This is a genomic window from Thalassobaculum litoreum DSM 18839 (genome assembly GCF_900102465.1).
Lineage (GTDB): Bacteria > Pseudomonadota > Alphaproteobacteria > Thalassobaculales > Thalassobaculaceae > Thalassobaculum > Thalassobaculum litoreum.
This window is the reverse complement of the sequence record NZ_FNBW01000001.1, coordinates 96,530-121,563: the sequence shown is the minus strand read 5'-3', so window position 1 is coordinate 121,563 and position 25,034 is coordinate 96,530. Positions and strand designations below refer to the sequence as shown.

The following is a 25,034-nucleotide window of genomic DNA, read 5'->3' as shown; positions in this document are numbered from 1 at the left end:
ACGAGGAAACGACCATGACCGCCTCTCCCTCCAAGACCAGCAGCCCGATCTCCGGTGGGGAGGCGATGGTGAACGCGCTGACCGCCCACGGCATCGACACCGTGTTCGGCCTGCCCGGCATCCAGCTCGACCACCTGTTCAACGCCTTCCACGACCATGCCAACGAGATCCGCGTGCTGAACGCCCGCCACGAGCAGGGCACGGCCTACATGGCCTTCGGCTGGGCCCAGTCGACCGGCAAGGTCGGCGCCTATGCCGTGGTGCCGGGCCCGGGCATCCTGAACACCGGCGCGGCGCTCTCGACCGCCTACGGATGCAGCGCCAAGGTGCTGGCGCTGACCGGCCAGATCCTGTCGGGCGCCATGGGCCGCGGCTACGGCATGCTGCACGAGATCCCCGACCAGCTCGGCATTCTGGAACGGCTGACCAAGTTCGCCGCCCGCGCCGATCACCCGAGCGAAGTGCCGGGCGTGGTCGCCGACGCCTTCCGCGCCATGCACACAGGCCGCCCGCGCCCCGCCGCCTTGGAAGTGCCGATGGACGTGCTGGAGCAGCGCGCCATGGTGGCTCCCGTCGCCCCATACGAGATCCGCCATCCGGAGGCCGATCCCGAGCTGATCGAGGCGGCCGCCAAGCTGCTGGGCAAGGCCAAGAACCCGATGATCCTGGTCGGCGGCGGCGCCTATGACGCGGTCGAGGCGGTGCGCGCGCTGTCCGCCGCCCTGGAGGCGCCGGTGGTGTCCTACCAGAACGGCCGCGGCGTGATCGACGAGCGCTCGCCCTATGCCCTGCCCCATCCGGCGGGCGCGGAATACTGGTCGACCTGCGATGTGGTCATCGGCATCGGCTGCCGCATGCAGCCGGAGCGGATGATGTGGGGCACCGACGACGAGTTGAAGGTGATCCATATCGACCTCGACCCGACGGAACTGGTGCGCATCGCCAAGCCGGAGATCGGCATCCTGGCCGACGCGGACACCGCCACGCGGGCGATCCTCGACGCCCTGCCGAAGCACAATTCGGCCCGCAGCTCGCGCGCCGACGAGTTCGCCGCGCTGAAGGCGCGCTACTGGCAGCGGTTCCACGACATCTGCGGCCCGCAGATGGCCTTCCTGGAGGCCCTGCGCCGGGCCCTGCCGGAGGACGGCTACTTCGTCGACGAGTTCACCCAGGTCGGCTATGTCAGCCGCGTCGGCTTCCCGGTCTACGGGCCGCGCATGATGGTCACCCCCGGCTACCAGGGGACGCTGGGCTACGGCTATGCCACCGCGCTGGGCGTCCAGGCGGCCCATCCGGACAAGCCGGTGCTGTCGGTGAACGGCGATGGCGGTTTCATGTTCACCTCCAACGAGATCGCCACGGCCGTCCATCACGGCCTGCCGCTGGTCGCGGTGGTGTTCGCCGACGGCGCCTACGGCAACGTGCTGCGGATGCAGAAGAACCTGCATGACAACCGGGTCATCGCCTCGACCTTCACCAATCCGGACTTCGTCAAACTGGCCGAGGCCTACGGTGCCGACGGCCGCCGGGCGGAGACGCCGGAAGCGCTGGAGGTACAGGTCCGCGAGGCCTTCGCCGCCCGCCGTCCGACCATCATCGAGGTGCCGGTCGGCGAGATGCCGGAACCCTGGGATGTGATTAGACCGACCGCCACGCGCGGCGCTAAGTAGGGCTGACGCTGCCCGATCCGGAGGATGTCGATGTCCGACAAGACCGCTCTCATCATCGGGGCGGGCGCTGGCCTCAGCGCCTCGCTCGCCCGCACGTTCGCGACCAACGGCTACAAGGTCGCGCTCGCCGCCCGCAACGCCGACAAGTTGGCCGATCTCGCCAAGGAGACCGGAGCGAAAGCCTATGCCTGCGACGCCGCCTCGCCGCAGGAAATGGCCGGCCTATTCGCGTCGGTCGACCGCGATCTCGGGGAACCGGAGGTCGCGGTCTACAACCCGTCCGCCCGGGTGCGCGGCCCGGTGCACGAGCTCGATGCGGACAAGGTGCGCGATGCGATGCTGATCACGGGCTACGGCGCCTTCCTCATGGCCCAGGAGGCGGTGAAGCGCATGCTGCCGAACAACCGGGGCACGCTGCTGTTCACCGGCGCCTCCGCCGGGGTGAAGGGTTTCCCCAACTCCTCCAGCTTCGCCATGGGCAAGTTCGCCCTGCGCGGCCTCGCCCAGGCCCTCGCTCGCGAGTTGCACCCGCAGGGCATCCATGTCGGGCATTTCGTCATCGATGGCGGCATCGCCTCCTCCTACGGCGCGAAGGAGGACGACAGCACGCTGAGCCCGGACGCCATCGCCGAGACGTACTGGCAGTTCGTGAACCAGCACCGCAGCGCCTGGGCCTGGGAAGTCGAGCTGCGGCCCTGGGTCGAGAAGTTCTAGACGCCAAGCCCCGGCTCCAACACTGGGGTGGGTCGCGCGGAAGGGGAAGGTCGGCGCAAGTCTTAACGAACCGACCGCTCCGCTCCGACCCCAAGTCGGCCCCGAACGCGAGTTCCGGAGGCGGAAAATATCGCAGTGGTCGACATGAGAGACCCCTTGCAACCCTCGGATATCGCTAACGAAGCGGAAACGAAACGGACAGTGCGGGCCTCCTCGCCTCCGCCTGTCACAGCAGTTTCAAATATTGTTGATCGACAATTTCTCCGTTAACCTTTACGAATCGGCAAAGTCCCGGTGGGACTGGCATCGTCTGAGGAGACGGGGCGAGACGTCGTCCCACGTGCGTGCGGTTGCCTTTGAGGGCCCCTCGAACGTCCTGAGAGGGTGTACTTTCAAGATTGGTGGACGCATCACGTGGAGTGCATATCGAATGGCCACTGGCACGGTGAAGTGGTTCAACACCACTAAAGGTTACGGGTTCATCAAGCCGGACGACGGCGGCGCGGACGTGTTCGTACACATCACTGCCGTTCAACGCTCCGGTCTGCAGGGCCTTGATGAAGGTCAGGCGATCGCCTTTGAGCTGAAGCCACAGCGCAACGGTAAGATGGCGGCAGAAGACCTCAGCCCGCTCTGAGACGCATACTCGCGCGACAAGAATTCGGACGGCGGCGCAGCCTCTGCGCCGCCGTTTCTGTGTCCGCACACCGCCGCTCGCCGCCGGACATCGTCCCTGCCCGGTCGCACCCCGACCGGGAAGCGCGGCGTACACTTTCTGCTCGTACCTGTTGATTTTAATATATCGAGACGGCATATATCGAGACGATATGTATCCGGCCGATAACAGCAGGTATTCGCGCCCATGGATGTCCGCACCCTCTGCCTCGCCGTCCTGACCAAGGGCGAAGCGACCGGCTACGAGATCAAGAAGATGTTCGAGGAAGGCCCGTTCGCGCATTTCCAGAGCGCGAGTTTCGGGTCGATCTATCCAGCCCTCTCCCGGCTGCTGTCCGAGGGCCTCGTGGAGGCGCGCGCGCAGGAACAGGACGGCCGCCCGGACAAGAAGGTCTACTCGATCACGCCGGCCGGCGATGCGGTGGTCGATGCCGCCCTGACGGTGACGCCGGAGGACGACATCTTCCGCTCCGACTTCCTGTTCCTGCTGTTCTTCGCCACCCGGCTGTCCGAAGCCCGCGTGATCGAGCTGATCGACGAACGGGTCGCGACGTACCGTGCCAAGCAGGAACACATCGCCGAGCAGATCGCCGCGCGGACCGACAGCGACTGTTGCGGCGATCCCGGACGGGAAACCGTTGCCGGCTTCGGCGTGGCCCTGTACCGGGCCGCCGCCGACTATCTCGAGAGCAACAGAGAAACCCTGATCGAGGAACTGCGCGCCTATCGCGCGCGGCGCCCCGAGGCAGCTGAGTAGGACCCCGGCATGCGCATCAAAGGATCCATCGTTCTGGCCGGAATCCTGGCCGTCGGTGCCGTCGCCTGGATCGTCTCCGGCCAGATGGGCGACAACAAACCGGCAACCGCCTCGCAGGAGGCCCCGAAGATCACGGCGCCACCGGCCGATGCCGTCACCCGCGTACGGGTCCGCGACATCGCGGCGTCTCCGTTCGTCGCCTCCGTCGTCACCTCCGGCCATACCGAGGCGGTGCGGATCGTGACCCTGAAGGCCGAGACCGCCGGCCGCGTGATCGCCACCCCCACGCCCAAGGGTGCGACGGTCGACGCCGGCGCGGAGATCGTCCGCATCGACGAGGCCGATCGGCCCGCCCGGCTGGAAGAGGCGAAGGCGCGCATCGCCCAGCGCCAGATGGAGCACAACGCCGCCTCCAAGCTCGCGGCCAAGGGCTTCCAGGCCGAAACCACCCTCGCCGGCGCCAAGGCCGAGCTCGAGGCGGCGAAGTCCGAACGCCGGACCATCGAGGTCGATCTGGAGCGCACCCGCATCCAGGCGCCGGTGGACGGCATTCTGGACGACCGCATGGTCGAGGTCGGCGACTACGTGGCCATCGGCGACGAGGTCGCCACCGTCGTCGAGCTGGACCCGCTGCTGATCACCGCACAGATCGCCGAGCGCCAGGCCCCGCAGATCGAGGTCGGGATGCCCGCCCATGCGCGGCTGTCGACCGGTGACGAGCGGATCGGCGTGGTCAGCTACGTCTCCGCCGTCGCCGACGAGTCGACCCGTACCTTCCGGCTGGAGATCGAGGTCGACAACGAGGCGAACCAGTTCGGCCAGGGCCTGTCCGCCGAGATCCAGATCGATCTGCCCGCCACGAACGGCCACCGGGTCACCCCATCGATCTTCCGCCTGGACGAGCTCGGCCGGGTCGGGGTGATGACCGTGGACAGCGAAAACCGGGCCCGCTTCACCCCGGTCACGATCATCGGCATCGACGACCAGGGCACCTGGGTCAGCGGCCTGCCGGAGACGGTCCGGGTCATCGTCGTCGGTCAGGATCTGGTCGAGGACGGTGAGGTGATCGAGCCGGTGACGGCCGGCGACGGGGCCAGCTCGTGAAGGCCCTGATCTCCGCCGCGCTGTCGCGCAGCCGCACGACCCTGTCGGCGCTGCTGCTGATCCTGATCGCCGGCACGGTGTCCTATATCGAGATCCCGAAGGAAGCGGATCCGGACATCAACATCCCGATCATCTACGTCTCCATGACCTACGAGGGCATCTCGCCGGAGGATGCCGAGCGTCTGCTGCTGCGCCCGATGGAGCAGGAACTGCGCGCCATCGAGGGCATCAAGGAGATGCGCTCCACCGCCTACGAGGGCGGCGCCAACGTCACCCTGGAATTCGACGCCGGCTTCGACGCCGACCAGGCGCTGGACGACGTGCGCGAGAAGGTCGACATCGCCAAGCCGGACCTGCCGGAGGATGCCGACGAGCCGACGGTGAACGAGGTCAACTTCTCCCTGTTCCCCGTGCTCGTGGTCACCCTGTCGGGCAATGTGGAGGAACGGGTCCTGCTGCGCACGGCGCAGGAGCTGCGCGACGCGGTCGAGAGCATCCCCTCGGTGCTGGAGGCCAACCTGGCCGGCGAGCGCGAGGAACTGGTCGAGGTTGTGATCGATCCGGTCCGCCTGGAGACCTACGGCCTGCAGGCGGCGGACGTGCTGGACATGGTGGCGCGCTCCAACAACCTGATCGCCGCCGGCTCGCTGGATACCGGCACCGGGCGGTTTCCGATCAAGGTCCCCGGCCTGTACGAGGACGTGCTCGACATCCTGGACCAGCCGCTGAAGAGCAACGGCGACGCCGTGGTGCGGATCCGCGACATCGGCACGGTCCAGCGCAGCTTCAAGGACCGCGAGACCTACGCCCGGCTCAACGGCCAGCCGGCCATCGCCCTGGAGGTCTCCAAGCGGTCCGGCGAGAACGTGATCGAGACGATCGAATACGTCCGCGCCGTGGTCAACGAGGCCAAGTCCCAGCTGCCCGACGGCATCACGGTCACCTTCAGTCAGGACAAGTCGGACAACATCCGCCTGATGCTGAGCGACCTGCAGAACAACGTGATGAGCGCCATTCTGCTGGTGATGATCGTCATCGTCGGCGCCATGGGCATCCGCACCGCCGGTCTGGTCGGCATGGCGATCCCGGGCTCGTTCCTGCTGGGCATCCTGGTGCTGTCGTCGCTCGGCCTGACAATCAACATCGTCGTGCTGTTCAGCCTGATCCTGGCCGTCGGCATGATGGTCGACGGCGCCATCGTCGTGACCGAGTTCGCCGACCGCAAGATGGCCGAGGGCGTCGGCAAGCGGGACGCCTACCGCCAGGCCGGCCAGCGCATGGCCTGGCCGATCATCGCCTCCACCGCGACGACCCTGGCGGCGTTCTTCCCGCTGCTGTTCTGGCCCGGCGTGGTCGGCGAGTTCATGAAGTTCCTGCCGATCACCCTGCTGGCGACCCTGTCCGCCTCGCTGCTGATGGCGCTGATCTTCGTGCCGGCGCTGGGTGCGCAGATCGGCAAGGCCAGCGCATCGAACGAGTCCGACCGCCGCCAGCTCGCCGCCGCCGAGACCGGCGACCTGAACGACATCAAGGGCTTCACCGGCCTGTATCTGCGGGTGCTGAACGGCGCCCTGCGGATGCCCGGCGCCGTGCTCCTGCTGTCGATCGCCACCCTGATCGGCGTCCAGTACTATTACGCGACCCACGGCAACGGCATCGAGTTCTTCCCCGAGGTCGAGCCGGACCTCGCCCAGGTCTATGTCCACGCCCGGGGCAACCTGTCGGTGGAAGAGAAGCTCGACCTGGTTCTGCCGGTCGAGCGGGTGGTGATGGATGTCGGCGGCTTCAAGTCGCTCTATACCTATGTCGGCTCGGCCAAGCAGGGCGGCGGCGAGGAAGTGGCCGACGACGTGATCGGCAGCATCCAGATGGAGTTCGCCGACTGGCAGCAGCGTCCGCCGGCAAGCCAGATTCTGGCCGAGATCTCCGAACGCACCAAGGACATGGCCGGAATCATCGTCGAGCCGCGCGAGGAGGAAAGCGGCCCACCGACCGGCAAGCCGGTCCAGCTCCAGCTCCGCTCCCGCGACCGCGAGGCGCTGAACGAGGCGGCCGACACTACCCTGGCCAAGTTCCGCTCCATGGACGGGCTGAAGGACCTGGAGGACACCCGCGACGTCCCCGGCATCGAATGGGAGATCACGGTCGACCGGACCAAGGCGGCGCGCTATGCCGCCGACGTCTCCCTCGCCGGGCAGTACGTGCAGCTCGTCACAAAGGGCCTGAAGATCACCGACTACCGGCCGAACGACAGCGACGAGGAGATCGACATCGTCGTGCGCTATCCGGAGGCCTACCGCACGCTGCAGCAGATCGACCGGATCCGCATCGAGACCGCCAAGGGGCTGGTGCCCATCACCAACTTCATGGAGCGCACGGCCGAGCCGAAGGTCGGCAAGATCCGCCGCGTCGACACCCGCGAGGCGATCACGGTGAGGGCCGATGTGCGCGACGGCATCCTGCCCAACAACAAGGTCATGGAACTGCGCGAGTGGCTCGACGGCGCTCCGCTGCCGGCCAACGTGGAGGCGACCTTCAAGGGCGAGGACGAGGAGCAGCAGGCCGCCCAGGCCTTCCTGGTGAAGGCGTTCGGCGTCGCCCTGTTCATCATGGCGATCATCCTGGTGACCCAGTTCAACAGCTTCTATTCGGCCTTCCTGATCCTGTCGGCGGTGATCATGTCGACCATCGGCGTGATCATCGGGCTGATGATCACCGGCTCGCCGTTCGGCATCGTCATGACCGGCATCGGCGTCATCGCCCTGGCCGGCATCGTGGTGAACAACAACATCGTGCTGATCGACACCTTCGACACGATCCGCCCGAACTGCGTGGACACCCGCGACGCGATCCTGCGTACCGGCGCCCAGCGCCTGCGGCCGGTCATGCTGACCACGATCACCACGATCCTGGGCCTGATCCCGATGGTGATGCAGGTGAACATCGACTTCATCTCCCGCGATGTGACGGTCGGCGCGCCGTCCACCCAGTGGTGGGTGGCGCTGGCCACCGCGATCGTCTACGGCCTCGCCTTCGCCACGGTGCTGACCCTCGTTGTCACCCCTTGCGCGCTGATGTTCCGCGACACCGCCGCGGCCGGCTGGCGTGGTTTCAAGGACCGGGTCGGCGGCCTGTTCAACCGCGGGCGCGGCTCCAAGTCGGAAGATGCCGGTGGCGGCAGCGGCGGCCCGGAACCCCAGGCGGCCGAGTAGCCGTCATCCCTCATCCCCGTCATCCCGGACGCGGCCGGACCTGATCCGGTCGCGTCCGGGATGACGAACATTAGCTATCGAAGGATTGGACGGCCTGACCGATACGGCTGGCGGTGGTGAGCCAGCACATCGCGCCGAATATGCCGGCGATCCAGGGGAACCACGCGGGGAACAGGCAGATCGCCACGAAACACGCGATGGTCTCCGCCCCTTCCGTCAGGCCGCCGAGATAGAAGATCGACTTGCGCCCCCGCGCCTCGGTGGTCGACCCGCGCTTGGCGGCGATGATCGCGTAGGCGAGGAAGGACGCGCCGGTGCCGATGAAGCTGAAGATGAGGAAGGCGGCGAACACCGCCTCCTCCGGCCGTCCCAGAGCGACGCCGAAGACCACGGCGCTGTAGAAGATGAAATCCAGCACGATATCCAGGTAGCCGCCGAGATCGCTCGGTCCGGTCGCCCGGGCCACCGCCCCGTCCAGGCCGTCGGCGAGGCGGTTGGCGAGGATCAGCGCCAGGGCGATGTCGTAGCGCTGGAAGGCCAGCGCCGGAACGGCGGCGAGGCCGATCGCGAAGCCGGCGACGGTCACCGCATTGGCGGAGACCCCCGCCCCGGCGAGCCGCCGGCCGGCCGCGTTCAGCGGTGGATCGATGACCCGGCGCAGCGCCGCGTCGAACACGTCACTCCGCCGCCTTGGAGCGCTCCGTTTCCGTTCCCGCCGAAACCTCGGCGTCGCCCGGATTCTGGTGCGGCTGCTCGGACATCTCCTCGGCCGCCCGCAGCAGCTTGCGGTAGGTGTTCACCGACAGGGGGATGGTCGCGAGATAGACGATGAGCACGATGCCCAGCGAGAACCACGGCGCGCTGATCACCGCGGCGATCACCAGACCGGCGCCGATGAGGGTCGGCAGCACCCAGCGCTGCGGCACCTTCATCTGCTTGAAGGAATAGGTCGGGATCTGGCTGACCATCAGCAGACCGATGGCGGTGATCCAGATCGCCACGAAGACCGGTGCGCCCTTCAGGCCGAGCTCGAACTGAAAGTCCAGGATCATCGGCAGCAGGGCGAGGCCCGCCCCGGCCGGCGCCGGAACGCCGGTGAAATAGTTATAGGCGAAGGCCGGCTTGTCGTCGTCCAGGCGCACATTGAACCGGGCAAGGCGCAGCACGCAGCAGGTCGCGTAGAACAGCACCGCCATCCAGCCGAAATTCTGCAGCTCGACCATCGACCACAGGAACACCACGAGGCCCGGCACCACGCCGAAGCAGAGGAAATCCGACAGGGAATCCAGCTCGGCGCCGAACTTGGACTGGGCGCGGAGCAGACGGGCCATGCGGCCGTCCAGCGCATCGAACACCGCCGCCAGCAGAATCATGCCGACCGCGAACTCCCACCGCTCGGCCAAGGCGAAGCGCAGGCCCGACAGGCCGAAGCACAGGGCCATCACGGTGATGATGTTCGGCAGCAGCTTGTTGAAGGACAGGCCGCTGAAGCGTTGACCTCTGCGCCGGCGCAGTCGGGTCATCGCACCGCCCCTTCCCGCGCCTTCTCGCCGCTGTCCAGGTCGGCGATCACCGTCTCGCCGGCGACACATCGCTGGCCGAGCGCCACCAGCGGCGACACGTCCGGCGGCAGGTACACGTCGACCCGGCTGCCGAAGCGGATCATGCCCATGCGCTCGCCCGCCAGCAGGGTCTGGCCCTCGCTGATCTTGCAGACGATGCGGCGGGCGACGAGCCCGGCGATCTGCACGAAGGCGGTGGGCCGGCCGTCCCGGGTCTCCATCGCCACGAGCTGGCGCTCGTTCTGCTCGCTCGCCTTGTCCAGCGAGGCATTCACGAAGGCACCGGGGACATAGGCGAGCTTGGTGATCCGGCCATCGACCGGGATGCGGTTCACGTGAACGTCGAAGACATTCATGAAGATGCAGACCCGCTGCACCTCGCCCTCGCCCATGGCCAGTTCCTTCGGCCAGGGGGCGGGGCCGACCGAGACGACGACCCCGTCGGCCGGGCTGATCACCAGCCCGTCGCGCACCGGCGTCACCCGGTTCGGGTCGCGGAAGAAGTACACGCACCACGCCGTCAGGATCAGGCCGGGGACCAGAAGCCAGTCGGCGATCAGCGCCAGGATGATCGTCGCCACGGCGAAAATCGCGATGAACGGTCGCCCTTCCCGGGCGATCGGTACGAGGATTGAGTTCAGCACGGCTGTTTTCCGTCGATCAGTTCACCGTCGGCAGGCCAAAGACCTGCCCGGGAAAGATCAGATCCGGATCCTGGATCTGATCGCGATTGGCGTCATGGATCTGCACATAGCGCAGGCCCTCGCCGTACACACGGGTCGCAATGACCCAGAGATTGTTACCCGGCTGGATAACCACAAGCCTGTCGTTGGGCAAACCTTTCAGCGGGGCGGCCCGAACGAAGGGGAACGCCACCCGCGCCTGCACCTTGCCGCCGGGCTCGACCTTGTCGACCCGCAGGTTGTAGTTGCCCGGCGCCACCGGCTCCTTCGGCGTGAGCTGCCAGCGCCCATCGTCGTCGGCCTTGGCACTGCCGGCGGACTTGTTGTCGATATAGACTTCCACATCGGCATTCGGCTCGGTCCGTCCGCCGAACACCACCTCGCCCTTGTCGTCGTACTCGATCACATCGACCGACACGTCTCCGGCCTGGGCCACCTCGGCGGCCTCCGGCTGGTCGGCCGAAGACGGTGCCTTGGCCGGTTCCGGGAAGGCCTTCACCGTCGCCGACGGCGCCTGCGTGCCGCCGCTCTGTGCGGTCGCCGCCGGCGGAGTCGCGGTCTCGGCCGCGGTCGGTGCGGTCTGCGCCGCCGCAGTCTCCGGCGCCGTTTTCTGGGTCGCCGCCGTGTTGGTCTGGCTCGTCTCGGTCGCCGCCGTACGGGTTTCGGTCGGCTTGGTCTGATCCGGCGTCGCATCGGCGGTGCCGGACCCGGGCGACTTGGTGTCTCCCGCGGCCGGCGGCGTCGTCTCCGGCGTCACCGGGCCCGCCGTCGGCGCCTGCAGCACCCGGGCGGCGCCGCCCTTCGCCTCGTCGCGCGGCATGACCATCGCCAGCGGCTGGCTCGGCTCGGTCGACGGCCGTCCGGCGATATCCTTGCCGCTCTCCGGCACCACCAGCACCACGGCCTCCTCGGACTCGGAATCCTGGGGCTCGCCGGACTGGCGCAGCGTCAGGGCGAACTGTCCCGGGCCGAGCTGGTGGTCGGGCAGGAAGACCCACTCTCCCCGCTCGTCGCTGGTGACCTTGCCGATCTCGCGGTCGCCGTCGAGGATGGTGACCTCGGCATTCGGCTTGGCCCGGCCGGCGATGACCGTGTTGCCGTCGGGGTCCACCCGTACGATGTCGAAGCTCGGCTTGCGCTTGGCCATGGCGGCCGCGGTCTCATCGGAGCGGTCGGCGCTGGCCGGCGGCTGCTTCGTCGCATCGCGCTTGGGCAGAACCGACCCGTAGTCGGCGGAACCGGTCGACGGCGCGGTCGAACTGCGCTGCTGGTTGCCCGCGGAGGGGGGTGCCGGCGCGCTGACGTTCGTCGCGGGCTCCTCCTCGTCGCCGGGAACCAGCCAAAAGTTCAGACCCAACGCCGTCAGGATCGCGACACCGCCCAGAACGCCCACTATTGCCGGCTTGGAAACCATTAGGCTGCAGCCCTTTTCGTTTCGCTCACATTAAACCTACCAGACGCGTCGTACAATCGCGGTACAGGAGATTGACCTTCCCGGCCGGCGGTGCGAAAGACGGCCCCATGAGCAAGTCATATCCCCAATCCATTTGCGTCTTCTGCGGATCATCTTCCAGGGTTGACGAGGTTTACAAGGCCGCCGCCACCGAAATCGGCGACCTCATCGGCGCCCGCGGCGACACGCTGATCTACGGCGGCGGGCGGGTCGGCCTGATGGGTCTTGCCGCGGACGCCACCCTGGCGGCGGGCGGCAAGGTCGTCGGCGTGATCCCGAGCTTCCTGCAGCACCTGGAGGTCGGCCATGCCGGTCTCAACGAGTTGGTCGTCACCGACAGCATGCACGAGCGCAAGCGCATCATGTACGAACGCGCCGACGCCTTCGTGATTCTGCCGGGCGGGCTCGGCACCCTGGACGAGACCATGGAGGTCCTGACCTGGTCCCAGCTCAAGCTTTCCGACAAGCCGGTGATCATCGTCGACGTCAACGGGTTCTGGCAGCCGCTGCTCGCCCTGATCGAGCACACGATCGGCGCCGGGTTCACCCGCGAGGAGAACCGCGGGCTCTATAAAGTCGTCGACAGTCCCGCGGGCGTCTTCGACGTCATCGGGAACTGGCACGCACCGGAGGGCGACCTGAAGGCCAAGTGGCTGTAAAGGTGGCCTTGAACCGCGGCAAGCCGGTGATATTGTGCGGCCGACCTCACCGAAGTACCGACCCGTCAAACATGTGCAGGAGCGCCCAATGGCGAAGATCAAAGTAGCCAAGCCGATCGTCGAACTCGACGGCGATGAGATGACCCGGATCATCTGGCAGATGATCAAGGACAAGCTGATCTTCCCCTATCTCGACATCGACCTGAAGTACTACGACCTCGGCGTCGAAGCCCGTGACAAGACGGACGACCAGATCACCATCGACTCCGCCAACGCCATCAAGGAGTACGGCGTGGGCGTGAAGTGCGCGACCATCACCCCCGATGAGGCGCGCGTCGAGGAGTTCGGCCTGAAGAAGATGTGGCGGTCGCCGAACGGCACGATCCGCAACATCCTCGGCGGCACCGTGTTCCGTCAGCCGATCATCTGCAAGAACGTCCCGCGCCTGGTGCCGAACTGGACCCAGCCGATCGTCATCGGCCGTCACGCCTTCGGCGACCAGTACCGCGCCACCGACTTCCTGGTCGACGGTCCGGGCAAGCTGACCATCACCTTCCAGCCGGAGAACGGCGAGGCGATCACCCGGGAGGTCTACGACTTCCCGAGCAGCGGCGTGGCCATGGCCATGTACAACCTGGACGACTCGATCCGCGGCTTCGCCCGGGCCTGTTTCAACTACGGCCTCGATCTCGGCTGGCCGGTCTACCTGTCGACCAAGAACACGATCCTCAAGGCCTATGACGGCCGCTTCAAGGACCTGTTCGAGGAGATCTTCGAGGCTGAGTTCAAGTCGAAGTTCGCCGCCAAGGGCATCGTCTACGAGCACCGCCTGATCGACGACATGGTCGCCTCGGCCCTGAAGTGGTCGGGCAACTTCGTGTGGGCCTGCAAGAACTACGACGGCGACGTGCAGTCCGACACCGTGGCCCAGGGCTTCGGCTCGCTCGGCCTGATGACCTCGGTGCTGATGACGCCGGACGGAAAGACCGTCGAGGCCGAGGCCGCGCACGGCACGGTGACCCGTCACTTCCGCCAGCACCAGCAGGGCAAGGAGACCTCGACCAACCCGATCGCGTCGATCTTCGCCTGGACCCGGGGCCTGTCCTTCCGCGCCAAGTTCGACGACACGCCGGAAGTGGCCGAGTTCGCCCAGAAGCTGGAGAAGGTCTGCATCGACACCGTGGAAAGCGGCGCGATGACCAAGGATCTGGCCCTGCTGATCAGCCCCGATCAGCCGTGGTTGACCACGCAGCAGTTCCTCGCCAAGCTGGACGAGAATTTGCAAAAGGCCATGAGCTGAGGACACAGATGTCGCCACGTTCACTGGTTGCTGCCGCCGCGGTCGTCGCGGCGGCACTCGTTTCTCTGAGCGCGGCGGCTACCGCGGAATGCGTCCCCGGTGAATTCAAGGACGGGTGGCTCCTCGAGCAGGAAACCAAGGGGGGTCACACCGTCGACCGCCACGTCGCCAAGAGCGATGCCTGGCTGATCGACCGGCTCAGCCGCGAACCGAAGATTTCCGCCGCCAGTTCCTTTCCAGACCGCGTCACCGCCCGCCAGGTGATCGGCCTCGCCCTGTCGCCGGACAAGACCGACCTCGACGATTGGGCGACCAAGGCCAAGGGCGGCGACGTCGCCGAGATCCGCATGGCCTTCGAGCAGCCGATCGGCCGGCTCGTGCAGCGGGGAACGGCGGCGGCGGTTCCGGCGCACGGTCTGCGGCTGTTCGTGATGGCCGACGGTACCGGGCGGTGCCACCTCCTCACAGCCTACCCGACCACGCACCAGTGATACCCGGCGGTTTCCGCCGGTGATCGAGCCGATGACCGGGCTGGCGCCGCTGCTGATCGCCGCCGTCGCCGGGGGCGCCCTGCTGGGCGGCCTCGCCAGCGGGCTCGCCGGCTTCGCCTTCGCCGCCACGACGCTCGGCATCTACACCCATATCGTCCCGGCGCCGCTGATCTCGCCCCTGATCGTCGCCTGCTCCCTGGCCGTGCAGCTTCAGATCATGCCCATGCTCTGGCGCCGTCTGGACTGGCGCGCCGCCGTCCCCTTCGTCATCGGCGGGGTGATCGGCGTGCCGCTGGGCGTGTGGCTGCTGAGCCGGATGTCGCCGGATACCTTCCGTCTGTTCGCCGGCGTGGTGTTGATCGTCTACGCCACCAGCGCCCTGGCCAGCCGGCGGATGCCCTCCGTCAGGATTGAGAACCGGACGGTCGACGGTCTGATCGGCTGGGCCGGCGGCGTGCTGGGCGGGTTCGCCGGGCTTTCCGGCGTGGTGCCCACGATCTGGTGTTCCCTGCGGCGCTGGCCGAAGGACCGCCAGCGCAGCGTGTTCCAGCTCTTCAACACGGCCATGCATATCGCCACCCTGACCGGCTATGCGATGGCGGGGCGGCTGACAGTCGAGGTCGGGCAACTCTTTCTCGTGGCCCTGCCCGCGGCCTGGCTCGGCGGCTGGCTCGGCTTCCGGGTCTATCGCCGCATCGACGACCAGGCATTCGCCCGTGTCCTGTTGATTCTGCTCGGATTTTCGGGTGTCACCATGGTCGTGCCGCATCTCGTTCGATGACCGCGACAATGGCGTCGGGATATGTTAATTGCTGCACTGCAATATTAAAGAGTGAGCGCCGTATTGTCGGCTGCCGAGTGATAAAATTCATTGAACCGGATTTCAGCGATGACGCTCCCGACTTCGTCGAGCGAACGGATTGGCCGCCTGTTCCGTTACTGGACCGCGCTTCGCAGCCGTGGCGGCGTGCCCGGGATCGCGGCGTTCGACCCGCTCCAGGTGGCGGATCTGATGCCCAATCTCTGGATGGCCGGCTGGAAGGAAGACGTCGGCGACTTCGTCTACCGGGTCGCCGGAGACGCCATCCTGACGACCAACGGTCGGCCGATGCATCGACGCAGCCTGCACGAGATCTATCCCGAATGCCTCGCCGCCAACCTGCGCGACCGTTTCACGCGAATCTGCGCCGAGCGCTGCATCTATCACTCCACGGGAACCGTCTATATCCGCATCGGCCGGTATGGTGTGGGGGAACGGCTGATCCTCCCGTTCCTGGACCGTGATGGCAGCGGCCCCGTCGTCCTCGGCTGCACCGACTACCGGGTGATTTCGAGTGCGGACCGTAGCGGCACCGTCCCCGGGGAAGACGATGTGGAAATCCGGCGTTTTCTCACGCTGGACGGAGATCCGATTGCCAGCGAAGTGGCGAAGGTCACCTCCGGTTCCTTCTGAAACCTTCCTGTTTTTTTATTTTAATTCAATTACTTAAGAGTGTTTCTTAAGAGATCAATTCGCCTGCTTGACAGTTTAAGACTCTTTTAAGCACATTTTATCGACATATAATGAAAGTTTTTAATTTGTTGGGATCCGAGATCGGCAGCACCCTTGGTTCCGTGATCCGAGGCAAACCGCCCAGTGGATGAGGGAAGCGCGATGTCGTTCCCGTTGTGCCGAGACCGCCGTATCGCTCAGTTCTTCGATTATTGGACCGGCCTGAGGGTCTCCGGCGGTATTCCCGAAAATGCGGCGTTCGATCCGACCGAGATCGGCCCCCTGCTGCCCAGCATCTGGAAGCTCCACTGGGAGGACGAGACCCGCGATTTCGTCTACCGGCTGGCCGGTGAGGAGATCCTGGCGATGTTCACCACGCCGACGCGCCACAGGACCCTCGGCGAGGTGCACGATCGCGCGCTGTCGGAGACCTTGCGGAACCGCTACCAGGCGGTCTGCCGAACGCCCGTGGCGTTCTATTCGCGGGGACGGATCTACCGCCATCTCGACCGGTACGGCACCGGAGAACGGCTGGTCCTGCCGTTGATGGACGCCAAGGGTCGACCGCGGATCGTCATCGGCTGCACGGTCTATGCGGCCTCGCGCTGGCCCAACCCGTCCGCCCGCCCGCCCGCGCCGGAGGCGGATCTGGACGTCTTCACCTCGCTGGACGGCGCGCCGCTGGAGCGGATCAGAGAAGCAGGTTGAGATAGCTGCCCGGCGGTGCGTCCGGGTCGATGTTGTCGTTGGCGATCAGCACCATCAGCCGCTGGATCTGACGCTCGATCTCCGCCTCGGTCGTCGCCGTCTTCAGACGATACGCCCGGGTCGGGGCGGCACGTTCGGCCGGTATCGGGGCAGCCGGGGCCGGCGGGGTGTTGACCCGCGCGGGGCCGACCGCCCGGCCGCCCGTGCGGGCCGGGATGCGGGAGTCGTCGGGACCTGTCGGACGCATCGCCATGGAAATCCCTCCGCATCAGCCTCGGATCAGCCTTGGAGCAGGATAGCCGAGTTTCCGGCCGCCGTCAGTCCCCGCGGCCCTGATCGGCGCCCTTGCCCAGGATCGGCTCGAGCCGGTCCAGCCCCTTCTTCAAGGTCTCGGGGCTGGCGGCGAAGCACAGGCGCAGATACCCCTCGCCCGCCGGCCCGAAGGCGCTGCCCGGGGCCAGACCGACATTGGCCTCGTCGATGATCCGCTTGGCCATCTCCAGACTGTCGCTCATGCCCTCGACGGCGAAGAAGGCGTAGAACGCCGCCTTCGGCCGGGCGGCTCGCACCATCGGCCAGGCTTCCAGCCGGTCGAACACGATGTCGCGGCCGGCCTGGCACTGGGCCCGCAGGTCCCGGATGACCTGATCGCCCTCGCGCAGGGCGGCGATCGCGCCGCGCTGCAGGAACTGCGGCACGCCCGACGTGGTGATCTGCACCAGCTTGGCGATCACCGGCGCCAGCTCCGCCGGATGGGTCAGCCAGCCGAGGCGCCATCCGGTCATCATCCAGGACTTGGAGAACGAGTTCACCACGATCAGCCGGTCGTCCGGGCGCGCCACCTGCAGGAAGGACGGGGCCACGTCGCGGTCGAAGACGAGCTGGTGATAGACCTCGTCGGCCACCACCCACACGCCCTTCTCCCGGGCGAAATCCATCACCGCCTTCTGCTGATCCCGTTCCATCAACCAGCCGGTCGGGTTGCCCGGGGAATTGATGAAGATCGCCTTGGTCTTGTCGGTGACGGCGGCGAACAGGGCGTCCAGATCCAGCTCCCAGCCATCCTCCTCCAGGGTGATCGACACGTCCCGCACCGTCCCGCCATGCACGGTGACCGTGGAATAGATGTTGGGCCAGACCGGCCCGACGACCACGACCTCGTCGCCCTGCTCGATCAGCATGTCCATGACCAGATACAGGCCCGACATGCCGGCGGTGACAAGGCTGACCTGGCTGTCGCCGATGCCCACGCCGAAGGTGCGCGCGGTGTAGGCCACCAGTTCGTCGCGCAGCTCCTTGATGCCGCGCTGGTCGGTATAGAAGGTCTCGCCGCGCAGGAGCGCGTCGGAGGCCGCCTTTGCGATGAAATCCGGGGTCGACCGGTCGCCCTCGCCGAACCAGAACGGCACAAGGTCCTTCTTGCCCCAGCCATGCACGGACACCCGCACGATGTCGGTCTCGGCGAGTTCGGCGACATCGTGGCGCAGGTCGGCCAGAAGCGGACGGGACGTGGTTTCGGCGGTCATTCCGGGCTCCCTGATTGAACGCGCCCCCGATACCCCATCGAACCGACAGGCGATAGGGCTTTTTCCGGCGCGCGGGTTGGGCTAATCGAAGCGCATGGACAGCACCATCTACCTCATCCGGCACGGCGAGACCGTGTGGAACCGCACCGGCCGCCTGCAGGGCCATCTCGATGCCCCCCTGACCCATGCCGGCCTCGCCCAGGCCCATGCCATCGGCCGAGACCTGAAGCAGGTGCTGGACGGCGCCGCGCCGGCGATGACCGCCAGCCCGCTCGGCCGCACCCGCCAGACCGCCGCCATCATCGCCGAGCATCTGGATATCGATTTCGAGGCGATCACCCTCGACGAACGGCTCAAGGAGATCACCCTGGGCGACCATGACGGTTATGGCGGCTGGGACAAGATCGACCGGGACCACCCGGAACTGGCCGAACTGCGCCGGCGCGATCCCTGGAACTTCCAGCATCCCAACGGCGAGTCCACCCAGATGGTGCAGGACCGGCTGCGCCCGGTGCTGGAGCATCTGAAGGCGACGCCAGGCATTCATGTGGTGATCGCCCACGGGGTGGTGAACAAGGTGTTCCGCGGGCTGTATCTCGGCCTGTCGAAGGAGGAGACCTTCGCACTGGACCGCCCGCAGAACGCCTATTTCCGTCTCACCGGCGGCACCGAGGCGCGGCTGGACGTGGATGTGGAGGCGACGGTCTCCGCGGGGATCTGAACCACCTCAGGAACACTCCCCGGATTTAGTCCGGGGCCCACGCTGGCCCCCTCCCAAACCTCACCCGATCAGGCACGCCGACGGGTGGACCCCGGACTAAATCCGGGGAATGAGAAAGGGGTTGGGATGAAAAAGCCGTCTCCCCGGCCCTGCGCCGGGGCCCAGGAATGGGGCTGCCGGAGTGCCTGAGGGTCAAGTCAGGCACCCCAACAGCATTTGCTCTCGCTCCCGGCTCAGGGCCGGGACAGGATTCGCCGCGGAGCGGCTAACCCTGCTTCTCGCAGTGATCCCGCACCAGCCGGTCCAGCGCGCGCACGCCGAAACCGGACGCGCCCTTGGGCGTGGTCGGCCGGTCCTTGCGGGACCAGGTGACGCCGGCGATGTCCATGTGGATCCACGGCACCTTGTTCACGAAGCGCTCGAGGAAACAGGCCGCCGTGATCGCCCCGGCCCAGCGCGCGCCGGCGTTCTTCATGTCGGCGACGTCGCTGTCCATCATCTTATTGTAGGCGTCGCCCAGCGGCATCCGCCACACCGCCTCGCCGACCGCGTCGGCGGCGGCCTGAAGCTCGCCCGCCAGCGTGTCGTCGTTGGCGAAATAGCCGCAGGTCTCCTCGCCGAGCGCCACCATCATGGCGCCGGTCAGGGTGGCGAGGTCGATCATGAACTCGGGCTTGTACTTGTCCTGGGTGTACCAGAGCGCGTCGGCCAGAACGAGCCGGCCCTCGGCATCGGTGTTGATGATCTCGATGGTCTGGCCGGACATGGATTTGACGATGTCGGACGGCCGCTGGGCGTTGCCGTCTGGCATGTTCTCCACCAGGCCGATGACGCCGATGACGTTGGCCTTGGCCTTGCGCTTGGCCAGCCCGCACATCAGGCCGGAGACCACGCCGGCGCCGCCCATGTCGAACTTCATGTCCTCCATGCCGCCGGCCGGCTTCAGCGAGATGCCGCCGGTGTCGAAGCATACGCCCTTGCCGATGAAGGCGACCGGTTTCTGGTTCTTCGGCCCGCCTTCCCAGCGCATCACGACCATGCGCGATTCGCGCTCGCTGCCCTGGCCGACGCCGAGCAGCGCGCCCATGCCGAGCTTGGCCATCTGCTTCTCGTCCAGGATTTCGATCTTCAGCCCGAGATCCTTCATCGCGGCGACCCGGTTGGCGAATTCGACCGGGAACAGCACATTCGGCGGCTCGGACACCAGATCGCGGGTGAAGGCAACGCCCTCGGCCACCGCGGCCTCGACGTCATAGACCTTCTTCGCTTCCGTATGGCCGTCGACCGACACCGTGACCTTCGCCAGGGTCGGCTTGTCGTCCTTGGTCAGCTTGGTCTTGTAGATGTCGAAGCTGTAGGACCGCAGGGTGACGCCCAGGGCCAGATGGGCGGCGACCTCGGTACGCTTGTCCTCCGACGCCTCGATCATCACCGTGGCTTCCTTCTCACCGCTGTTGGCGAGGGCCGCGTAGATGGTGCCGCCGGCGGTCTCGGCGAATTTTGCGTCGATCTTCTCCGGATCGCCGACGCCGAGCAGCAGCACCCGTCCGGCGGGCGTGAAAACGGTCAGCGTCTGGTTCGCCTTGCCGGAAAACCGGGAGCCGGCGATCGCTGTTCCGATCAGCCCTTTTGTCTCGCGATCGATCTCTCGGGCGGTGGGCGACAGTTTGCCGCCCTCCATGACGGCGCAGACCACCGCACCCTTTTTCGGGCGGCCGGGCTTGGTGAAGGCGATCTTCATCGAATGCTCCCATGGTTGCGGGCAGGCTGACTTTGGGGTAGCCGTCTGGCTTGTGCGGTGTCAACGCCGCTCCTTGCGGCTATCATGCGCCGCCACAACGAATTTGGCGATACAGGCGAGACTGGCGATCCGGCGCGCGAATGCGGTTGAACCTCTACCTGGTACGACAGATCGTCACCGCGATGGTGTTCATCGTAGTGTCGCTGACCTGTGTGATCTGGCTGTCCCAATCGCTGAGGTTCGTCGATCTGATCGTCAACCGGGGCCTGCCGATCCACACCTTCGTCTATCTCACCGTCATGCTGATGCCGACCTGGCTGTCGATCGTGCTGCCGATCGCCAGCTTCGCCAGCGTGCTGTTCGTCTACAACAAGATGACGGCCGACCGGGAGATGGTAGTGATGGCGGCGGCCGGGCTCAGCCCGCTGCGGCTGGCGCAGCCCGCCCTGATCGTCGCCGTCGGCACCACCGCGCTCTGCTTCCTGATGACCGCCTATCTTATGCCGATGAGCTATCGCGGCTTCAAGGAGCTGCAGTGGCAGATCCGGCATAACTTCGAGAACCTGATCCTGCGCGAGGGCGAGTTCCGCACCCTGGGCGACGACCTGACGGTCTATGTCCGCACCCGCGAGGACGAGGGCACCCTGCTCGGCATCGTCGTGCACGATCAGCGCAACAAGGCGAAGCCGGTCACCCTGGTGGCCGAGCGCGGCGCCCTGGTCAGCACGCCGAAGGGGCCGCGGGTGGTCATGGCCAACGGCAGCCGGCAGGAGCGCGACGTCGAGACCGGGCGCGTGAACATCCTCTATTTCGACCGCTATACGATCGATCTCGGCGGCGCCGACGAGCAGGAACAGCGCAACTACCGCGATGCCAACGAGCTGTTCATCCACGAACTCCTCAATCCGTCGGAGGCGGTGACCACCGGCGGCAATGTCAGCGAGCTGATCGCCGAGGGGCACCAGCGGCTGACCAGCCCGCTGCTGGCCCTGACCCTCACCGCGATCGGACTGGCGGTCCTGCTCTCGGGCGAGTTCTCCAGACGCGGACAGGCGATGCGGATCATCGTGGCGGTGCTGCTCGCCGGCGTGGCCGAGGCGGCCGGGCTCGGCACCAAGTATCTGGCGGCCAAGTCGCCGCCGATGATCGCCGCCATGTGGCTGGCGGTCCTGCTGCCGATCATCATCTCGCTTCTGGTGCTGTCGCGCACGCGGTTGCGCAACCGCGCCGCTGCGTCCTCCGCCCCGTCCTCCGCCGCGGCCGGCTGACGCCATGCGGTTTTCCTGGACCCTCTCGGGCTATATCGGCCGCCAGTTCGCCGTCTGGGTGCTGGGGTCCTTCGCGGCGATCATGGCGATCGTGTTCCTGCTCGACTTCATCGAGCTGCTGCGCCGCGGGGCCGGCAAGGAAAACGCGTATTTCCTCATTCTGCTGCAGATGGCGCTGCTGAAGCTGCCCAACATGGCGCGGCAGATCCTGCCGTTCGCCGTGCTGTTCGGCTCGATGCTCGCGTTCTCCCGGCTCACCCGGACCAACGAGCTGGTGGTCGCCCGCGCGGCGGGCGTGTCGGTCTGGCAGTTCATGATGCCGGCGATCATGGTCGCCCTGACCCTCGGCGCGATCAAGGTGGCCGTCCTCAATCCGATCTCCTCGGTGATGATCGAGCGGTTCCATGCGCTGGAGGATTCCGTCCTGCGCAACCGGGCCGACAGCTTCCTGTCCGTGGGAGCCGGCGGATTGTGGCTGCGCGAGCGGAGCGACGACCGTCAGGTCGTGCTGAACGCCCGCAGCGCCCATGAGCAGGAAGCCCGCCTGGGCGACGTCATGGTACTGATCTTCGACGGCGAGGATCGGTTCCAGCGCCGGATCGACGCCCGCGAGGCGATCCTGGCCGACGGCAGCTGGACGCTGCACGACGTGGTCGTCACCACCGCCCAGAACCGGCCGGAACGGCTCGACGAGATATCCCTGCCGACCAACCTAACCGTCGACAACATCCAGGACAGCTTCGCCTCGCCCGAGACCATGTCGTTCTGGGAGTTGCCCGGCTTCATCGAGGTGCTGGAGAACGCGGGCTTCTCCGCCATCAAGCACCGGCTCTACTGGCATGCGGAGCTCGCCTCGCCCCTGCTGATGACGGCGATGGTGCTGATCGCGGCCACCTTCTCCCTGCGCCTGACCCGGCGCGGCAACGCCTTGTCCTGGGCCTCCAGCGGGCTGTTCTTCGGATTCCTGCTGTATTTCCTGTCCGACATCGTCTTCGCGCTTGGCCTTTCCGCCAGGATTCCGGAAGTTCTGGCGGCATGGACGCCGGCTACCGTTACAATGCTGCTCGGCATGACCAGCCTTTTGCACCTCGAGGACGGATGACCCGCACACAGCTCCTTGCCGCCATCCTGGTTCTCGTATCGGCCCTCGCCTCGACCGCCCGGGTCGCGGCACAGGACGTGAACGTGGAGGAGACCCCGGTCCTCCTGGTGGCGGACGAGGTGGTCTACGACGAATCTCTCGGCATCGTGACCGCGCGCGGCAATGTGGAGCTCAGCCAGGGTCCCCGGGTCCTGCTCGCCGACATCGTGAGCTACAACCGCAAGGCCGATACGGTCATCGCCTCGGGCAACGTGTCGCTGATGGAGCCCTCCGGCGAGGTGCTGTTCAGCGACTATGTCGAGCTGAACGACAAGCTGAAGACCGGAACGATCAACAATTTCCGCGGCCTGCTGGTCGACGGCTCCCGCCTCGCCGCGGTCCAGGGCCGGCGCACGGGCGGTCAGCGCAAGGAACTGGACAAGGCGGTGTTCTCGCCCTGCGACCTCTGCAAGGAGGATCCGACCAAGGCGCCGCTTTGGCAGATCAAGGCGGTCAAGGTGATCCATGACGAGGTCGCCAAGGACATCATCTACGAGGACGCGACCCTGGAGTTCTACGGCTTCCCGGTCGCCTACACCCCGTTTCTGCGCCACCCGGACCCCACCGTCGACCGCCGCTCGGGGCTGCTGGCGCCGACCATGGGGATCTCCGAGGAACTCGGGGTGATCTACGGCCAGCCGTACTACTACGTGATCGACGAGACCAGCGACCTGGTGGTCGAGCCCCGGATGCACTCCACGGCGGGCGGCATCCTGCTGACCGATTACCGCAAGCGGTTCTCGCGCGGCGAGCTCGACATGAAAACCTCCCTCGCCTACGTCGAACAGAGCACCGACGAGCGCGAGTCCGACGAGTTCGATTTCGAGGGCCACGCCGACTGGGAGGGCAAGTTCAGCCTGAACCCGACCTGGCGGGCCGGCTTCGATTTCGAGCAGGCCAGCCAGCGCACCTATCTGCGGCGCTATAACATCGGCGGTCCGGACGTGCTGACCAGCCGGCTGTACGCCGAAGGCTTCCGGGGGCGCAACTACACTTCCGTGGCGGCCTACAAGTTCCAGGACCTGCGCGGCAGCAGCGATCCGGACGACACGCCGATCGTCCTGCCGCTGGCCGAATACAGTCACGTCGGCCAGCCCGGCCGTTTCGGCGGGCGCACCAGCCTGGATGCCAGCCTGCTGGCGCTGACCCGCGACAGCGGCGGCGACACCCGCCGGGCCTCGGCGGTGACCGGCTGGGAGCTGCCCTTCACGTCCGATGCCGGCGAAATCTACACCCTGAACGCCCGCCTGCAGACGGATGCCTACTACGCGACCGACGCCAGCGCGTTGTCGAACGGCGATACCGAGACCACCGGTCGGGCGTTTCCCCAGCTCGGTCTTAAGTGGCAGTACCCGCTGGGCCGGCGCAGCGGCACCACCACCCAGGTCATCGAGCCAATCGCCGGGTTGGTGCTCGGTCCGCGGGGCGGCAATCCGGACGAGATCCCGAACGAGGACAGCCGCTCGTTCGAGTTCGACGAAACCAACCTGTTCCGCCTGAACCGCTATGAGGGCGTCGATCGGGTGACCAGCGGCAGCCACGTGAACTACGGCCTGCGCGCCGGAGTCTACGGCGATGGCGGCGGATCGACCGAGATCCTGGTCGGCCAGAGCTACCGGTTCTACGGCGACGGATCGTTCGAGGAAGGCTCGGGGCTGGAGGAGGATCTCTCCGACGTGGTCGGCGCCCTGTCGGTGCGGCCGACCGGCGGGCCGCTGACCTTCACCTACCGCTTCCGGCTCGATCCCGAGGACGCGACGCTGAACCGCAACGAGGTCGGCTTCAACTTCTCGCAGCCGCGGTTCTATTTCGGCGGCAACTACGTCACCCTGGCCGACAACGCCAGCAGCGACCTGACCGGGGACCGGGAGCAGCTCGACCTGTATGGCGGCGTCACCCTGACCGATCACTGGCGGATCGCCAGCAACCTGACCCACGACCTTTCCCAGGGGCGCAGCCGGTTGCTGCGCGGCCGGTTCGGCTTTACCTATGTCGATGAATGCACCCTGTTCGGGATCGACTTCGAGCGCTCGAACATCAGCGACGAGGATATCGAGCCCGATGACCGGGTCATGTTCCGGCTCATCCTGACCCACCTGGGCGGTCTGGAGAGCAAATAACGCGAAAGGTGTCCCCAACGCGTTGGTGGACATCCGA

General features: G+C 66.7%; 23 protein-coding genes. 16 read left to right on the top strand and 7 right to left on the bottom strand.

The window, feature by feature from the left end:
• Positions 1-14: 14 nt before the first annotated feature.
• From BLS34_RS00490 to BLS34_RS00465, 6 genes are all read left to right on the top strand, one after another.
• Positions 15-1,670: a thiamine pyrophosphate-dependent enzyme gene (locus tag BLS34_RS00490; RefSeq protein ID WP_093147388.1), complete on the top strand. Its 1,656-nt coding sequence runs from the start codon at positions 15-17 to the stop codon at positions 1,668-1,670.
• Positions 1,671-1,700: 30 nt separating this feature from the next.
• The gene (locus tag BLS34_RS00485) at positions 1,701-2,384 is read left to right on the top strand and encodes an SDR family NAD(P)-dependent oxidoreductase (protein ID WP_211228851.1); all 684 of its coding nucleotides are present in this window, start codon (positions 1,701-1,703) and stop codon (positions 2,382-2,384) included.
• 430 nt (positions 2,385-2,814) lie between these two features.
• Positions 2,815-3,021 carry a cold-shock protein gene (locus BLS34_RS00480; RefSeq protein ID WP_028793031.1) on the top strand — a complete coding sequence of 69 codons (207 nt, stop codon included), beginning with the start codon at positions 2,815-2,817 and terminating at the stop codon, positions 3,019-3,021.
• A 225-nt stretch (positions 3,022-3,246) separates the two neighbouring features.
• On the top strand, positions 3,247-3,816 hold the full coding sequence (locus BLS34_RS00475; protein ID WP_028793030.1) for a PadR family transcriptional regulator: 570 nt from the start codon (positions 3,247-3,249) through the stop codon (positions 3,814-3,816).
• 9 nt (positions 3,817-3,825) lie between these two features.
• The gene (locus BLS34_RS00470) at positions 3,826-4,920 is read left to right on the top strand and encodes an efflux RND transporter periplasmic adaptor subunit (RefSeq protein ID WP_093147385.1); all 1,095 of its coding nucleotides are present in this window, start codon (positions 3,826-3,828) and stop codon (positions 4,918-4,920) included.
• The gene (locus tag BLS34_RS00465; protein WP_093147382.1) at positions 4,917-8,132 is read left to right on the top strand and encodes an efflux RND transporter permease subunit; all 3,216 of its coding nucleotides are present in this window, start codon (positions 4,917-4,919) and stop codon (positions 8,130-8,132) included. The genes BLS34_RS00470 and BLS34_RS00465 overlap by 4 nt, the downstream gene beginning before the upstream one ends.
• Before the next feature lie 70 nt (positions 8,133-8,202).
• Here BLS34_RS00465 and BLS34_RS00460 read toward each other — a convergent pair whose 3' ends face one another.
• The 4 genes from BLS34_RS00460 to BLS34_RS00445 are packed head-to-tail and all read right to left on the bottom strand — an operon-like array spanning position 8,203 to position 11,791.
• Positions 8,203-8,808 carry a CDP-alcohol phosphatidyltransferase family protein gene (locus BLS34_RS00460; RefSeq protein WP_093147380.1) on the bottom strand — a complete coding sequence of 202 codons (606 nt, stop codon included), beginning with the start codon at positions 8,806-8,808 and terminating at the stop codon, positions 8,203-8,205.
• A 1-nt stretch (position 8,809) separates the two neighbouring features.
• On the bottom strand, positions 8,810-9,655 hold the full coding sequence (locus BLS34_RS00455; RefSeq protein ID WP_093147378.1) for a CDP-alcohol phosphatidyltransferase family protein: 846 nt from the start codon (positions 9,653-9,655) through the stop codon (positions 8,810-8,812).
• Positions 9,652-10,338, bottom strand: a complete 687-nt coding sequence (locus BLS34_RS00450) for a phosphatidylserine decarboxylase (RefSeq protein WP_093147376.1) — start codon at positions 10,336-10,338, stop codon at positions 9,652-9,654. The genes BLS34_RS00455 and BLS34_RS00450 overlap by 4 nt, the downstream gene beginning before the upstream one ends.
• Before the next feature lie 16 nt (positions 10,339-10,354).
• Positions 10,355-11,791, bottom strand: a complete 1,437-nt coding sequence (locus BLS34_RS00445) for a LysM peptidoglycan-binding domain-containing protein (protein WP_139189040.1) — start codon at positions 11,789-11,791, stop codon at positions 10,355-10,357.
• Positions 11,792-11,898: 107 nt separating this feature from the next.
• Here BLS34_RS00445 and BLS34_RS00440 point away from each other — a divergent pair, with 107 nt between their 5' ends.
• The 6 genes from BLS34_RS00440 to BLS34_RS00415 all read left to right on the top strand — a co-directional run bounded on the left by BLS34_RS00440 (position 11,899) and on the right by BLS34_RS00415 (position 16,480).
• On the top strand, positions 11,899-12,489 hold the full coding sequence (locus BLS34_RS00440) for an LOG family protein (RefSeq protein ID WP_093147372.1): 591 nt from the start codon (positions 11,899-11,901) through the stop codon (positions 12,487-12,489).
• Positions 12,490-12,577: 88 nt separating this feature from the next.
• Complete coding sequence (locus BLS34_RS00435) at positions 12,578-13,789, top strand: NADP-dependent isocitrate dehydrogenase (RefSeq protein ID WP_093147371.1); 1,212 nt, start codon at positions 12,578-12,580, stop codon at positions 13,787-13,789.
• 8 nt (positions 13,790-13,797) lie between these two features.
• On the top strand, positions 13,798-14,280 hold the full coding sequence (locus BLS34_RS00430; protein ID WP_093147369.1) for an RNase A-like domain-containing protein: 483 nt from the start codon (positions 13,798-13,800) through the stop codon (positions 14,278-14,280).
• 19 nt (positions 14,281-14,299) lie between these two features.
• The gene (locus BLS34_RS00425; protein ID WP_093147367.1) at positions 14,300-15,061 is read left to right on the top strand and encodes a sulfite exporter TauE/SafE family protein; all 762 of its coding nucleotides are present in this window, start codon (positions 14,300-14,302) and stop codon (positions 15,059-15,061) included.
• Between the two features lie 108 nt (positions 15,062-15,169).
• Positions 15,170-15,733, top strand: a complete 564-nt coding sequence (locus tag BLS34_RS00420) for a PAS domain-containing protein (protein ID WP_093147366.1) — start codon at positions 15,170-15,172, stop codon at positions 15,731-15,733.
• A 201-nt stretch (positions 15,734-15,934) separates the two neighbouring features.
• Positions 15,935-16,480, top strand: coding sequence for a PAS domain-containing protein (locus BLS34_RS00415; protein WP_093147364.1), 546 nt, complete (start codon positions 15,935-15,937; stop codon positions 16,478-16,480).
• On the opposite strand, the gene BLS34_RS00410 is transcribed toward BLS34_RS00415, so the two are convergent.
• Positions 16,464-16,733, bottom strand: a complete 270-nt coding sequence (locus BLS34_RS00410) for a hypothetical protein (RefSeq protein WP_093147362.1) — start codon at positions 16,731-16,733, stop codon at positions 16,464-16,466. The two genes, BLS34_RS00415 and BLS34_RS00410, sit on opposite strands and share 17 nt — an antisense overlap.
• Positions 16,734-16,797: 64 nt before the next feature.
• Positions 16,798-18,006, bottom strand: coding sequence for a pyridoxal phosphate-dependent aminotransferase (locus tag BLS34_RS00405; RefSeq protein ID WP_093147360.1), 1,209 nt, complete (start codon positions 18,004-18,006; stop codon positions 16,798-16,800).
• Positions 18,007-18,100: 94 nt separating this feature from the next.
• Here BLS34_RS00405 and BLS34_RS00400 point away from each other — a divergent pair, with 94 nt between their 5' ends.
• Complete coding sequence (locus BLS34_RS00400) at positions 18,101-18,727, top strand: histidine phosphatase family protein (protein ID WP_028793016.1); 627 nt, start codon at positions 18,101-18,103, stop codon at positions 18,725-18,727.
• A 265-nt stretch (positions 18,728-18,992) separates the two neighbouring features.
• Here the strand turns inward: BLS34_RS00400 and BLS34_RS00395 are convergent, their stop codons facing one another.
• Positions 18,993-20,468 (bottom strand): leucyl aminopeptidase, encoded by a 1,476-nt coding sequence (locus tag BLS34_RS00395; RefSeq protein WP_093147358.1) that lies wholly within the window; start codon positions 20,466-20,468, stop codon positions 18,993-18,995.
• A gap of 140 nt (positions 20,469-20,608) precedes the next feature.
• Here BLS34_RS00395 and lptF point away from each other — a divergent pair, with 140 nt between their 5' ends.
• Genes lptF through BLS34_RS00380 form a run of 3 tightly spaced genes read left to right on the top strand, consistent with a single transcriptional unit; the run spans position 20,609 to position 24,997 of the window.
• The gene (gene lptF, locus BLS34_RS00390) at positions 20,609-21,736 is read left to right on the top strand and encodes an LPS export ABC transporter permease LptF (RefSeq protein ID WP_038013396.1); all 1,128 of its coding nucleotides are present in this window, start codon (positions 20,609-20,611) and stop codon (positions 21,734-21,736) included.
• Between the two features lie 4 nt (positions 21,737-21,740).
• Positions 21,741-22,838 carry an LPS export ABC transporter permease LptG gene (lptG, locus tag BLS34_RS00385; RefSeq protein ID WP_028793013.1) on the top strand — a complete coding sequence of 366 codons (1,098 nt, stop codon included), beginning with the start codon at positions 21,741-21,743 and terminating at the stop codon, positions 22,836-22,838.
• A complete protein-coding gene (locus tag BLS34_RS00380) occupies positions 22,835-24,997 on the top strand; it encodes an LPS-assembly protein LptD (protein WP_175474052.1) in 2,163 nt (720 codons plus the stop codon). Before lptG ends, BLS34_RS00380 begins: the two co-directional genes overlap by 4 nt.
• Positions 24,998-25,034: the final 37 nt, after the last annotated feature.